A 12,989-nucleotide genomic window follows, 5' to 3' on the forward strand; every position below is an offset into this window, starting at 1 on the left:
GTCTGACTCTTGAAAATTGTAATGGCCAGTGCAGAAGCCGTTCCATTTATCAAAGTCGGAGGTTTGGCGGATGTGGTCGGGGGGTTATTACGTCATTTACCTCTCTATGACAATGAAATTTGTCTTTTCCTTCCTTTTTACAGCCGTATCGATAAAATGCAATTCCCCTCCGAACAGGTTTTACAGGATCAGGATCTCCGGATTCACCTTGGGAATGATGTTATCCCTTTTACTCTTTATAAATACGTTCTTCCAGATACTCCCTCTACAATAGTCTATTTAGTGAACTGTCCCCGATATTTCAACCGGGACGGTATTTATTCCCACCCCAACAATGTTCCCTTTGAAGATGAAGGGGAAATGTGGATGTTTTTTCAGCTGGCAGTCATTTGTTCCGTCGAAAGCCTTGAACTTTATCCCGATATTGTTCATGTCCACGATTATCATACGGCCCTGATCCCTGCCCTGATACGTACCAATTTTAAAATGTCACCTTATTTCAGCTATTCAAAATGCGTCCTGACACTCCATAATTTTCTGTTTCAGGGCGTTTACGACGCATCGGTCCTGTTTAAAGGCGGCATCAGCGAAAATGCTTTCTATGCACTGAGTCCCTTTGAGTTTTACGGGAAAACGAATTTTGTCAAAACCGGGATGGAATTTTCGGATGTGATTAATACGGTAAGCCCAAAATACACAAAGGAACTACTGGAAAATCCCGAGTATTCGTATGGACTCTTTGATGTCCTTCAGGCAGTAAGCTATAAATTTAAAGGTATCCTGAACGGGGCTGACTACAGCTACTGGAATCCTGAGACCGATACTCTGATTTATAAAAATTACACGGTTGAAACCCTTGAGGATAAAGCTGTCAACCGGGAAGGGCTTTTGAAACGGGTGGGAATGGAAGCAGATGATAAAACCATGATTTGCGGCATGGTGGCCCGGATGACAGAACAAAAGGGGTTTAAACTTTTACTGGAGTGTTGGGAAGAGATAAAAAAGCGCCCTGTGAAACTGATTATTCTTGCCAGCGGTGATAAAGAATTACAGAAACTGTGGGAATCTCTGGCCAGGAAGGATTACGATCGCCTTTACCTGAATACCTCCTTCAACGAGGAACTGTCACATAAAATCCAGGCCGGTGTGGATTTGTTTCTCATGCCGTCCACATTTGAGCCCTGCGGGTTAAGCCAGATATATTCTTTGAAATATGGTACACCACCTTTAGCCCACAGGACCGGTGGATTGGCTGACACTATCATCGACACTTCTGGTCTGCAAACCGGTTTTCTCTTTGAGTCCTACCATTGTCAGGCATTTTTAAGAACACTGGACAGAGCATATCAGACCTTTTTGAATAAAGAAGAGTGGGTCTGCATTCAGAAATCCGGAATGTCCATGGATTTTTCATGGGAAAAAGCAGCACAAAATTATATTAAAATGTATCAAGGCCTCATGAGGTTTTAAGGATGAAAACGGAATATAATGCCGTTGTCGACCAGAAAATCAATATATCCCCTTCTCTGATGATTCTGCGGGTTGTTCCCGTAGGGTGGGAGTTGTCCCCTTTTACGCCCGGCCAGTTTACCATACTGGCCCTGCCCGGTAAAGCCCCCTGTATCCCCGAAGCCGAACCACCTGAAAATGATAACCCCGATGCGTGGATCCGTAGACCCTATTCAGCATCCTCCAGTGCAGATCAAGAGCAATATATTGAATTCTATATTCGCCTGGTTTATTCCGGTGAACTGACACCTCGACTTTTTGCTCTGAAAACAGGAGATAAACTCTATATGTTCCCCAAGCTCCGGGGAATGCTCACACTGGATACGGTAGATGACGATAAAAATATACTCTTTATCGCCACTGGAACCGGTCTGGCTCCCTACATGAGCATGATTCGTTCAGACGCACCCTGTAACAAACGAAAAATCGCGGTAATTCACGGAGCCCTGAATTCCGGAGATTTGGGATTCCGTGCCGAACTGGAACATTTGGAACGCCTGTGTGAAAATTTTTCCTATGTACCCGTCATAAGTCACCAGGATCGTGAAAAAATCCCCTGGAACGGCAGAACCGGTTTTGTTCAGGATATTTGGAATGAAGGTATAGTTGATGATCTGTGGCATTCTGAAATTACTCCGGTGAATACAGCTGTTTTTCTTTGCGGCCATCCGAAAATGATTACTCAGATGGTGGAACTCCTGGGAGAAAGCAGTTTTAAACCCTATGACCGAAAGAAGGGGGGAAGTATATTTTATGAAGACTGGTAGATATGCCGTTACCGTTGAACGCTTTAATCCTGACGAACACCCTTTTTGGGATTCTTTTGTTGCTGACTCCAATAATGGCACTCTCTTTCATGAACGCACATTTCTGAATTATCATCCGAAAGACCGTTTTACGGATCACTCCCTGGTTTTCCTGAACGACCAGAAACCTGTATCATTGCTTCCGGCTGTGGAATACGAACAAGCCGGCATGAAAATTCTCCATTCGCACCGGGGCTCCAGTTATGGTGGTTTTGTCCAGCCACATGATATGTCCCTGGATTTGCACCTGAAAATCACGGAATCCTTTATCCATTATCTTCAACAGGCAAATTTCAGCCGTGTCATCATTACCATACCCCCCATTATTTATAACAAACGCCTGTCCAATTATGCCGAATTTGCTTTATTCAGAAATCACTTCCGATATCTGAAACGGGATATTTCTTCTGTATTGTACCTGGAGGACTCTGTCGAAAAAAATATTGCAAAATTTCGCCAGACAACACGCACCGCTTTTAGAAAAGCACTGAAGAAAGGGGTAACGGTCCGTGAATCGGATGATTATGCATCATTTTATGAGATCCTCAAAAAGAACCTGAAAATCCGGCATAATGTCCAACCTACCCATACACTCAAAGAACTGGAAGATATCAAACAACGCTATCCTGACCGTGTCCGCCTGTATGCAGCTTTTATAAAGGAAACCATGATTGCCGGGATTGTCCTGTTTGATGCCAATGAGCGGGTAACACTCGCTTTTTATATTTCCCATGATGAAGCCTATCAGGAATACCGCGGTGTGAATCTCTTGTTCAAGGAAGTGATTGAGGACAGTATACGCCGGGGATTTACATATCTTGATTACGGGATTTTTACCGTGAATATGGAACCCAACCTGGGACTCGCCCGCTTTAAGGAGTCTTTCGGAGCAGGCGGAATCTTCCGGGATACCTTTTACCTTGATTTGAAATAATGGCCGGTGATATACGAAAATTGGGAAGTCAGACCCTGATATACGGGACGGGTTATATTGTAACCCGTATGCTTAATTTTTTTCTTCTGCCCTTTTATAGTCACCTGTTTCTCCCCTCGGTTTACGGAGTGGCATCTCTCGTTTTTTCCGGGATTGCTTTTTTGAATATTATCTACCATTATGGTCTGGACAGCGCATTCCTCCGGTTTTATACCAAAAAAGGAGATTATGACCGGGGAGAAGCCTTTACTTCCGCCTTTTTATCTCTCCTGTGCACCGGGATTGTACTTTCTCTTTTCCTTTTTTTTAATAGTACGTGGATAAGCCGGATATTTCTTGGTTCCCCTCAGTATGAGCAGCTAATTCGCCTGTCTTCCGGTATCCTCCTCATGGATACCCTGGTGAATATCCCACTCCATACCCTGAGAATGAACGATAAAGCGGTTTCATTTACGTTGATCAATCTGGCCAATGTCGTATTGAATATGAGTTTGAATATTTGGCTCATACGATTCAGAGGAATGGGACTCGAAGGCATTTTCTGGGCGAATATTGCTGCTTCAACATTGAGTTTTATCCTGCTTTTACCGGTCCTGAAAAAGAATTTAAAGGCAGTCTTTAATACCCGTCTCTTTCGTAAAATGCTTCGCTTTGGTCTGCCTTTTGTACCGGGCGGTATAGCCTCCATGGTTTTGGAACTCATCGACCGGTATATGCTCCGAATTATGATGGATTATGAAACGGTGGGACTCTATTCGGCAGGCTATAAATTAGGTATTTTCATGCTCATTGTAGTGATGGGATATAAATTTGCCTGGCAGCCTTTTTTTCTTAATAAAGCAGATGATCCTCAGGCACCGGAAACCTTTGGGCGGATTTTCACCGTTTTCAATGTGATGATGGCACTCGTTTTTCTGGGCGTAACCCTCTTTATCCATGATTTTATTACACTGAAGGTTTTCGGAATCACGATTTTTGGACAAAATTATTGGCAATCTGAACATATTGTCCCTATCATTCTGGGAGCCTATATTTTTCTGGGAATGTATATAAATTTTTTACCTTCAATCTATTTTTCCGAAAAAACCGGTGTGATTCCATTGATCAGCGGTTCTGCCGCTTTAATGAATGTTATTCTGAATTATTATCTTATACAGTTCTTTGGAATGACCGGTGCTGCCTGGGCAACATTTTTATCTTACTTGTGGATGGCAGGGCTGACCTATTTCGTTGTGCGTCGCTGGTATCCTATACCCTATAACTGGAAAAAAGTATTCATAACCTATGGATTGCTGATCATTGTGCTGTTGGCATATTATCTGGGAAATCTGACGGCACTTCCGGAAAAAGCCGGACTCTTTCTTGTGTACACCGGTTCACTTTTCTTCTTTAAAATCGGTGACTTTAATCAAATCAGGAGGGTACTGACACGTGAATAGCACAGATTTGGTTCTCCATATTTCATGTACCCATTCACCGGATGATGACCGGATTTTATACCGGGAATGTCTGAGTTTGAAGAAAGCATATTCTTTAATCATCATCGGTGTATCTGGTACAGCCAAACGGGAAACTCTGCAGGATATATTAACCATCGGCGTGAAAGATGGGGGATACAAGGCAAATATCCGGGCGATTATGAATGAAGCCCGGAAGTTCAAACCGGCAATGGTGCATGTCCACGATTTGTTTATTCTCAAAGAGGCGCTTCGATATGCTCATGACCTTGAAATTCCTCTCATATATGATGTTCATGAGCATTTTCCCCTTCTGGTGAAATGTTATTTGCCGGGATCATGGGTGAAGAAGCAGATTCACAGAACCACTCTGGCATTCCGTGAAAAACACCTGAGCCGTAAAGCCAGTCATATCATCACTGTGGTGCCGCAATTAACTTCTCGGTTTTCCCGCTGGAACAAGCAGGTGACGGAAATCCGGAATTATCCACGGAGGGAGCTGTTTGAAAACAGGCAGACAGGGGGGGGAGAGACAGCGCTGAAGATTCGGGATTTAGCCCGGAACCGGATCGTCCTCATCTATGCAGGGGATATTTCCCGCCACAGGAATCTCTTTTTATTTGCCGACACGGTAGCTGCTTTAAATAAAAGGGGTTACTCCTGTGTAGGTGTCACACTGGGAAAAGGAGAAAAAAGCGATGTGGAAAACTGGGTGGATTGCTGTCGCAACAGCCGGGGACAGATGCTGCATCTTGGACAGATCCCCCACCAGGACATTCCTTCCTGTCTGCAGGAAGCCCATATTGGATGGTCGGTATTACCGGATATATCGCCTTTTAACATCAGCCTGCCGAATAAAATCTTTGAATATCTGGCTTGCGGACTCCCATTTGTCTCTTCAGACCTCTATAATATTCGTCATCTCTTTTGGAAAAATCCGGCAGCACTCATTTTTCAGGATGAAAAAGCCGAAGGAATTGCAACCCTGATCCAATCTTCTTTTCCGGACAGAGAGTTACTTAATGACATGAAAAAAGCAGCCCGGGAAACATTTTTAAACCGGTTTACATGGGAGCTTGAAGAGAGTAAATTACACGATATATACCGGAGTATTCTGAAGGATGGAAAGGGTTAAATGACAAAATACCGGAAAGAAGTGGAGCATGTTGCCCGTCAGTTTCAAAGTTATCTGAAAAATAAATTGAACATTCGGGCGGAATTGGATCCGGACAGTTTTCGCGATTATTGCGTCTCCTTAGATGTGCAATCCATGAACCTCCGTTTCACCCTGTGGTACAGTCCCAAACGAAAATCCTCTAAAATTACCATTGTCCGCTGCCAGGATCCGGCACAGAAAGAGAGAATCCTCATGGCCTGGCATGGATTTCATCACGGAGATCAGCTGGAAAATGGGGATATTCATGCTTTTGTTGACGGAAGCTATATAAATGGGAAGGTCGGTTATGGACTCGTCATTCTTCAGAAAGGACTGGTGCTAAAGGAAATAAATGGTGTTGTGAATCGTCCTGAATATCATCAGCATCATCAGGTGGGGGGTGAATTGGCAGCGGCAGTAAAATTTTTCCAGTGGTGTATAAAAAATAATATATCCCGGTGTACCATCCATTATGATTATGAAGGCATTGAAAAGTGGGCGACGGGAGCCTGGAGGGCAAAAAAAGAACTGACACAGAAATATGGGGAATATGTGCAAAAACTTCCCCTGGAAATAACCTGGAACAAGGTAAAAAGTCATTCGGGGAACCTGTGGAACGAACGGGCGGACCATCTGGCTAAAGAGGCAGTGAAAAGGTGAGTAATGGAAAATTTTGAACAAAAGGAACTTTCTGAGATCAAGAAGAAACTCAATGAAATGGAACGAGATTTAAAAAATAAAGATCCTTATGCACAGGATGTGGATGGATATGGTGAGATTGAGGAAAAAATCCGGGGCCTCGAGGTCAAAATTGATGAACTGACCAAGCGCCAGGCCTCATCCCATAAAGTTCTCACCGTTCTTCAGCAACAGATTTCCGGACTGAAAGTCGGTATCAACAACCTGGAAGATCTTCTTGAGCAAGAGGATGAGAATATAAAAGGGAAGAGGAGCAGGAAAGGACCGATGGAGCCTGCTCCGTCGAAAGTCGGGAAAATTATTGGTATTGTTGCACTGCTGGCGGTTGCTTTTTTCATTGCCAACCGCTGGATCACCGGATTTTTGGAAAGTCGCTGGAATGAGGAACCTGTAGGTGTACCGGGTATTTATGAATCTCTGGACACTCCGTCGGATGATCGTTCACAGGGACGCCCATATCAGGAGGAAATACAAACTCAGATAGAGGAAAAACTGGATAAGATGGCGCCTGTTGAAGAAACGCCATCACAGACGGTTGTTCCGGACGAAGTCCAAACGACTCAAACGGAAAATATCCCACAAACACAGGAACTTATTGAAATATTTGTCCCCAGGGTGTTGATCCTAAACGGGTGCGGCGTACCAGGGATTGCCGCTAAGTTGGAAGATTATCTCACCCGCAACGGTATCCGTGTTGTAGACAGCAGGAACGCGGATAACTTCAATTATCCCTCAACCGTTATCTTTTCAACGTCCGATAATCCGGATGACCATATCTGGCTTGATTTAATCGGTGTTAATGCCAAAACCGTTAAGCCGCTGAAAGAGGAACGGGATAAAGCAAATACGGTAATCATTCTCGGGAAAGATTATAATAAATTGCCAATATACTAATCAGAGATATCTGTATTCAGAGCGAATATTAATAAATCGATCAGATAAACATTAAAATACATAACATTTATTCTGAAAAATTAGATCTCTGTCATTTTTGTTACAAAAGTATCCTTGCTATTCAGGATTATACAAGCCGCCGGTTTCTTTTAGCCATTGTGCGATAGATTCAACCGCCCGGGTTTTATCATTATCCGAAATATCCAGGGTCAACACCGGAAGGATGGATCTTTCAATATAAGATTTCATAATCATCTGTTCCTTTTGAAAAACAGAGAGGTCATCATATTGTTTTGGATTACCGGAAACAGTCAGCCGTTCTTTTCTGGCTGATTCAAAAGATTCCGGAGAGCGGGTAAGAAATACCATGTGAAAACCCAAAGCATTCAGTCGCTTTTCAAGGTTGCTAAAATCATAGTCAATTCCATGATGAATTTTCTGGTACACCTGTGTAGATATGTGAAAACGGTCGATGATCCACGAGTAATACTTTTGAAGTTCAAAAAGCCTGATCCAGGTTTGATAGGTTTCCATCGCTTTTGATGCCTCTTCGGGTAAAAAATTAATAAGACCGCGTCCCCAGGGGAAATTGGTAAAGGCGCACCATTCGGCAGAAATAAGAGGACTATGATATCTGTATTTTCTTGGACCGACAATTTCAGGATGTTCGTTAAGAAGAAAGGCAATGTCGGTTTTGAATGTCAGGCGGGTGCCTTCAAGAATGATTTTAGGTATGAGTTTTTTTTCCATGGAATCTCCTGATAGTCAGACAAATTTATGGAAGCATTTCATGAAGAAAAAAAGAAAGATAGATTTTGCAAAAGGTCAAAAATGGCTTTTAAAGAATTCATAAAAGATTGATTTTCAGGATAGGAAATGTTAAGCTATCAAGCTTTTGAAAAGTTGGTGACGTACCCAAGTGGCTAAGGGGGAGGTCTGCAAAACCTTTATTCGCCGGTTCGAATCCGGCCGTCACCTCTTGTTTGCCGAAGTGGCGGAATTGGCAGACGCAAGGGACTTAAAATCCCTCGGAGATTATCTCCGTGCCGGTTCAAGTCCGGCCTTCGGTACACAAGTAAAGTCCTGACAATCAATCACGTATGAGAATCAGGCAAAACATAAAGCCCCTGTCGATACGGCCGGGGCTTTGTTATATTTGTATCTATTTTTTATAGAAGTAACGGGATAAATACGGGTATGATAAAAATATAATACTATGATATGGTGTTTTTAGCAACATGGATGAAATGTTAATTTTTAAAATTTTATCCTAATTTAATCCAATCCGAAAAACTATTGATCAGGTTGGAAATCGGTGACAGTTTTATATAACCTTGTAAAATCGATAGCGTATTATTCTTTCTGTAATAAAGCCACTGCTATTAAAAAACATTCCTGAATAGCCCTTAATCATGAATTAAAAATGAATTTCATGAAGTGATAATTAAATTTCGTATGAACTATTTTTGCACAAGTTCTAAAAATTCGGTATACTATTATTAGAGGGTCAAAAGCTAAAAATATATTTTTTTTGCACAAACACTCTATTTAATGATGTATATTTTTAATGATAATTTGTATTTGTATGTATAAATTATCATAGTATGCGAATTGGGTTTTCTGTTAATTTATCAGGGGCCGGACATGAGAAAATACGATCGGGAAAAATACCACCGCCGTTCCATCCGGTTGAAGGGATACGATTATTCACAGGCCGGGGCGTATTATGTGACCATGTGTACCCAAAACCGGGAATGTTTATTTGGGGAAATTGTGAATGGGAAAATGCGATTAAATGAATACGGGCAAATTGTCCAACAATGTTGGATGGAAATCCCGCAACATTATCAAAATGTACAATTGGATGAATATGTGGTCATGCCGAATCATGTGCATGGTATTATTATCATCAATGAATCCGATATATCCACCGTAGGGGCAATTCATGAATTGCCCCTACGGCATGAATTGCCCCTACGTCATGAATTGCCCCATTCACGTGAACAACGCCGTAATATGTTATTGCCGAAAATCATTGGACGATTCAAAATGAATGTTGCCAAACCCATCAATAGAATACGTCAAACACCAGGAATATCCGTTTGGCAACGCAATTATTACGAACACATTATCCGAAATGAAAATGAATTAAACCGTATTCGGCATTACATCATCAACAATCCGTTACATTGGAAAACAGACGATAATTTTGGTGAATGACACCAACAAAAAACAACCCCGAATACCATCACCGCCGTTCCATCCGGTTGAAGGGATACGATTATTCACAGGCCGGGGCGTATTTTGTAACCATGTGCACCCAAAACCGGGAATGTTTGTTTGGGGAAATTGTTGATGGGAAAAATAATGTTGAATGATGTAGGACGGATGATTCAAACCGTATGGGATGAAATCCCCGTGTATTACCCAGGCATCGATGTGGATGCATTCGTCGTCATGCCCAATCATGTGCACGGTATTATTATCATCAATGAATCCGATATATCCACCGTGGGGGCAATTCAAGAATTACCCCTACAGCTTTTGTTTGAAATTGCATATCTAAACCCATAATTTTCGGAAACGAATGTAAGATGTTGAATAAAAGACAGGGAGAAAAGGGAAAATACGTATGAAGAGTATGATTCTTGTTCTTGTTTTTCTCATGATAACAGCTGTATCCTCGGGATACGGTCAAACAGTATCGGAAAGTGATGACGTTATTGAATATAAACATGCAGTTGATTTTTGTCCCCTGTCACCGGTAATGGGCATTTATGCAATCCACTACACATACCGGTTCTCGCGTGAAAGTGAATTCATTATTGCTCCGTCTTATATGAACATTGAGTATGAGGATGTGGGGCATACCGATGCTCCCGGATTCATTGTAGGATACCGCAGATATTTATGGAAAAATTTACATATCGATTACCAGTTGATGCCTATGTGGGATCGCTATTATTCTGAAGAAGAGAGTAAAACGTATCCTGTGGGTTTTGATTTGTGGAATGAATTCCGCCTGGGGTATTCGTTTGATTTTAAAGTCAAAAAGATTCCCCTTTTTCTGAATGTCCAGTGGCCTTTTGGATTTGCACTCTATTCGGATCCCGATGGGAAGCCTGAATCTTTTAAGGAACGGGCTGAAGAGAATCCATTCTTCTATTTTCCGCCACTCTTTTTTATAGGTTTCCGGTTTTAAATGTGCCGTACCACAAAATTTATAAAGGATTCTTCATGAAATATCCCTTATTCCTCCTTTTATTGTTCGCGTCCTGCAGTATGCATAAGATGATAGAGCAGGAAAAAGCGGAGATCTTATCTTCCGTTAAGGAAGGCGAAGCACCAATTGTTACAGAAGAACGCATTCAATCTTTGCCGGAACCCGTCAAAAAATGGCTGAAAACCACGGGAATTGTGGGCAGACCTGAAATCCGACGGGGGTGGCTCAGTCAATCGGCACAGATGACAATGAAACCGGATCAGAAAAAATGGTATACGGCAAAGGCAAAACAGCTTTTTACGACGGATCCGCCTGCGTTTCTCTGGACTGTGAGAATGAAGATGAACCCTCTGATCTCAATTAAAGGCAGGGATAAATTTATAAATGGCAAAGGGGAAATGCGCATCCGTATGAATTCCCTCATCAATGTAGTACATGAGACGGGAGAGAAGATTGATGAAGGGACACTTCAACGCTATCTTGGAGAAATTGTCTGGTATCCTACGGCAGCCCTGAGTCCGTATATCACTTGGGAGAGCATCGATGAGTTTTCGGCAAAAGCAACAATGCGATACAATGGAACGGAAGGAAGCGGGACATTTTACTTTAATGAAAAGGGCGATTTTATCAGGTTCAGTGCCATGCGTTACAAGGAAAATACATCAGATACCAGGCGGTATGAATGGATTATATCCGTCCGGAAATATGCCGTGATGGATGGTGTTAAAATTCCCGTCGAAATGGATGCAACCTGGAAACTGGAGGATGGGGACTGGACATGGCTGAAACTCACCATCGATAAAATAATCTACGATCAAGATAAGCAAGAGTAAACTCATGAGAGGTTGATACAATATACGCTTTTGATACTTGTCAGTTATGTTATTATTTTCTAACATAGTTAAAATTAAATAATAAGGGATACAGCCCATCAGCTGTAAAATTCCGTTAAACGTCGAAATGCCATGAAATATAACTTTGATGAAATCATTGACCGCCACGGTACGAACTCCCTGAAATGGGATAGCCGGAAATTGCTAATCAATCTTGGATTTACAGAACGGTATGATGATGAAACCATTCCTCTTTTTTTGGCGGATATGGATTTTACATGTCCCAAACCGGTTCTGGCTGCCCTGCATGCAAGAGTGGAACAAAAAATGTTCGGCTATACTTACCATCTATCAGATGACAGGTATATCAAAGCTTTACAGGGATGGTTCAAACGGCGGCATGGGTGGCAAATACACCCCGAATCGGTTGTGTATTCTCCCGGGACCGTTTTTGCCCTCCATGTTGCCGTCCGGGCTTTCACCCGTCCGGGAGATAAGGTTATTATCCAACGTCCGGTCTATGCGCCGTTTACATCGGCTGTAGAGCAAAACGGACGGGTTATCGCCAATAATGAACTGATTAATGATAAGGGATATTATCGGATCAATTTTAAGCAGTTGGAAACCCTGGCTTCTGATCCCTCAACAACCATGATGATCCTGTGCAGTCCCCATAATCCTGTTGGCCGTATCTGGACGCCTGAAGAACTTCAGAAAATGGATGACATTTGCCAAAAAAACGGGGTTTTACTGGTCAGTGATGAAATTCACGGGGATTTGATTCGGAAAAATGCTGTCTTTTATCCCCTTGCACAAGTGACAGATACAGATAATGCCATTATTTGCACGGCGATTAATAAAACTTTCAATACAGCCGGACTCCATTGTTCAAATATTATTATAGATAATCCTGAATTACGGAAAGCCTTTATGAATGAGATGGGCATCCAAAGCCCTTCTCCTTTTGCCATTTCCGCACTTATTGCTGCCTACAATGAAGGGGAGGAGTGGCTGGAACAGCTGAAAGAATACCTGGACAGCAACTTCGATTTTTTAGAAGCATTTTTAGAAAAACATTTGCCGGATGTACGGTTTCGCCGTCCTGAAGGGACTTACATTGCATGGCTGGATTTTTCAGGAACCGGTCTGTCACCGGAGGAAATTCATAATCGGATTTACAACCGGGCCAATGTCTTTCTTGAAGACGGAAAGATGTTTGGGGCCGGTTCAGAGTATTTTCAGCGTTTGTGTGTACCCACACCACGGAAAATACTGGAAAAAGCATTAATAAGAATTGCCGGGGTGTTTTGAGTGATGGGCAATGAGTAAGAGTTTTGAATTGTGAGTTTGCTTGGGTGCATCAATTGAAGTCCTAAAATTCATCATTGTTTTCTTGCTTTTGAAAATTTCATCCACTTCGCACATGGTTTCCGGCATCACCAGGGACACACGGTTCTACAGTCTTCAACAACAAAAAA

Annotated in this window: 14 protein-coding genes and 2 tRNA genes; 15 read left to right on the plus strand and 1 reads right to left on the minus strand. The window is 42.3% G+C overall.

The annotated features are described in order from the left end of the window. Window positions 1-9: 9 nt before the first annotated feature. The 7 genes from J7K63_04110 to J7K63_04140 are packed head-to-tail and all read left to right on the plus strand — an operon-like array spanning window position 10 to window position 7,455. Entirely contained in the window at window positions 10-1,470 is a 1,461-nt protein-coding gene (locus J7K63_04110) for a glycogen synthase (protein MCD6234208.1), read from the plus strand. Between the two features lie 2 nt (window positions 1,471-1,472). Further along, window positions 1,473-2,276, plus strand: a complete 804-nt coding sequence (locus J7K63_04115; GenBank protein MCD6234209.1) for a ferredoxin--NADP reductase — start codon at window positions 1,473-1,475, stop codon at window positions 2,274-2,276. Next, complete coding sequence (locus J7K63_04120; protein MCD6234210.1) at window positions 2,263-3,249, plus strand: GNAT family N-acetyltransferase; 987 nt, start codon at window positions 2,263-2,265, stop codon at window positions 3,247-3,249. The genes J7K63_04115 and J7K63_04120 overlap by 14 nt, the downstream gene beginning before the upstream one ends. After that, window positions 3,249-4,688, plus strand: coding sequence for an oligosaccharide flippase family protein (locus J7K63_04125; protein ID MCD6234211.1), 1,440 nt, complete (start codon window positions 3,249-3,251; stop codon window positions 4,686-4,688). Before J7K63_04120 ends, J7K63_04125 begins: the two co-directional genes overlap by 1 nt. After that, window positions 4,681-5,841 (plus strand): glycosyltransferase, encoded by a 1,161-nt coding sequence (locus J7K63_04130; GenBank protein MCD6234212.1) that lies wholly within the window; start codon window positions 4,681-4,683, stop codon window positions 5,839-5,841. Before J7K63_04125 ends, J7K63_04130 begins: the two co-directional genes overlap by 8 nt. Beyond that, on the plus strand, window positions 5,842-6,522 hold the full coding sequence (locus J7K63_04135) for a hypothetical protein (GenBank protein ID MCD6234213.1): 681 nt from the start codon (window positions 5,842-5,844) through the stop codon (window positions 6,520-6,522). A gap of 3 nt (window positions 6,523-6,525) precedes the next feature. Continuing rightward, complete coding sequence (locus J7K63_04140; GenBank protein MCD6234214.1) at window positions 6,526-7,455, plus strand: LytR C-terminal domain-containing protein; 930 nt, start codon at window positions 6,526-6,528, stop codon at window positions 7,453-7,455. A gap of 117 nt (window positions 7,456-7,572) precedes the next feature. Here the strand turns inward: J7K63_04140 and J7K63_04145 are convergent, their stop codons facing one another. After that, window positions 7,573-8,205, minus strand: a complete 633-nt coding sequence (locus J7K63_04145; GenBank protein MCD6234215.1) for a hypothetical protein — start codon at window positions 8,203-8,205, stop codon at window positions 7,573-7,575. 155 nt (window positions 8,206-8,360) lie between these two features. Between J7K63_04145 and J7K63_04150 the strand changes: the two genes are divergently transcribed. The 8 genes from J7K63_04150 (at window position 8,361) to J7K63_04185 (ending at window position 12,822) form a co-directional block, all read left to right on the plus strand. Then, a tRNA-Cys gene (locus J7K63_04150) sits at window positions 8,361-8,433 on the plus strand. 7 nt (window positions 8,434-8,440) lie between these two features. After that, window positions 8,441-8,525 (plus strand) — tRNA-Leu (locus J7K63_04155). Between the two features lie 574 nt (window positions 8,526-9,099). Then, window positions 9,100-9,675, plus strand: coding sequence for a hypothetical protein (locus J7K63_04160; protein MCD6234216.1), 576 nt, complete (start codon window positions 9,100-9,102; stop codon window positions 9,673-9,675). Further along, window positions 9,672-9,833 (plus strand): hypothetical protein, encoded by a 162-nt coding sequence (locus J7K63_04165; protein ID MCD6234217.1) that lies wholly within the window; start codon window positions 9,672-9,674, stop codon window positions 9,831-9,833. Before J7K63_04160 ends, J7K63_04165 begins: the two co-directional genes overlap by 4 nt. Then, window positions 9,811-10,029, plus strand: coding sequence for a hypothetical protein (locus J7K63_04170; GenBank protein ID MCD6234218.1), 219 nt, complete (start codon window positions 9,811-9,813; stop codon window positions 10,027-10,029). The genes J7K63_04165 and J7K63_04170 overlap by 23 nt, the downstream gene beginning before the upstream one ends. 58 nt (window positions 10,030-10,087) lie before the next feature. Further along, window positions 10,088-10,657 carry a hypothetical protein gene (locus tag J7K63_04175; protein MCD6234219.1) on the plus strand — a complete coding sequence of 190 codons (570 nt, stop codon included), beginning with the start codon at window positions 10,088-10,090 and terminating at the stop codon, window positions 10,655-10,657. 35 nt (window positions 10,658-10,692) lie between these two features. Beyond that, entirely contained in the window at window positions 10,693-11,511 is an 819-nt protein-coding gene (locus J7K63_04180; protein ID MCD6234220.1) for a hypothetical protein, read from the plus strand. A 132-nt stretch (window positions 11,512-11,643) separates the two neighbouring features. Beyond that, entirely contained in the window at window positions 11,644-12,822 is a 1,179-nt protein-coding gene (locus J7K63_04185; GenBank protein ID MCD6234221.1) for a pyridoxal phosphate-dependent aminotransferase, read from the plus strand. Window positions 12,823-12,989 lie beyond the last annotated feature (167 nt).

The organism is Candidatus Neomarinimicrobiota bacterium (assembly GCA_021157965.1).
Classification (GTDB): domain Bacteria; phylum Fidelibacterota; class Fidelibacteria; order Fidelibacterales; family Fidelibacteraceae; genus Fidelibacter.

Bases quoted from the DNA above. Each gene is read 5' to 3' on its own strand.
- J7K63_04180 (MCD6234220.1), top strand. From the start codon at position 10,693: ATGAAATATCCCTTATTCCTCCTTTTATTGTTCGCGTCCTGCAGTATG.
- J7K63_04165 (MCD6234217.1), top strand. From the start codon at position 9,672: ATGACACCAACAAAAAACAACCCCGAATACCATCACCGCCGTTCCATC.
- J7K63_04135 (MCD6234213.1), top strand. From the start codon at position 5,842: ATGACAAAATACCGGAAAGAAGTGGAGCATGTTGCCCGTCAGTTTCAA.
- J7K63_04120 (MCD6234210.1), top strand. From the start codon at position 2,263: ATGAAGACTGGTAGATATGCCGTTACCGTTGAACGCTTTAATCCTGAC.
- J7K63_04125 (MCD6234211.1), top strand. From the start codon at position 3,249: ATGGCCGGTGATATACGAAAATTGGGAAGTCAGACCCTGATATACGGG.
- J7K63_04175 (MCD6234219.1), top strand. From the start codon at position 10,088: ATGAAGAGTATGATTCTTGTTCTTGTTTTTCTCATGATAACAGCTGTA.
- J7K63_04185 (MCD6234221.1), top strand. From the start codon at position 11,644: ATGAAATATAACTTTGATGAAATCATTGACCGCCACGGTACGAACTCC.
- J7K63_04145 (MCD6234215.1), bottom strand. From the start codon at position 8,205: ATGGAAAAAAAACTCATACCTAAAATCATTCTTGAAGGCACCCGCCTG.
- J7K63_04140 (MCD6234214.1), top strand. From the start codon at position 6,526: ATGGAAAATTTTGAACAAAAGGAACTTTCTGAGATCAAGAAGAAACTC.
- J7K63_04170 (MCD6234218.1), top strand. From the start codon at position 9,811: ATGGGAAAAATAATGTTGAATGATGTAGGACGGATGATTCAAACCGTA.
- J7K63_04115 (MCD6234209.1), top strand. From the start codon at position 1,473: ATGAAAACGGAATATAATGCCGTTGTCGACCAGAAAATCAATATATCC.
- J7K63_04160 (MCD6234216.1), top strand. From the start codon at position 9,100: ATGAGAAAATACGATCGGGAAAAATACCACCGCCGTTCCATCCGGTTG.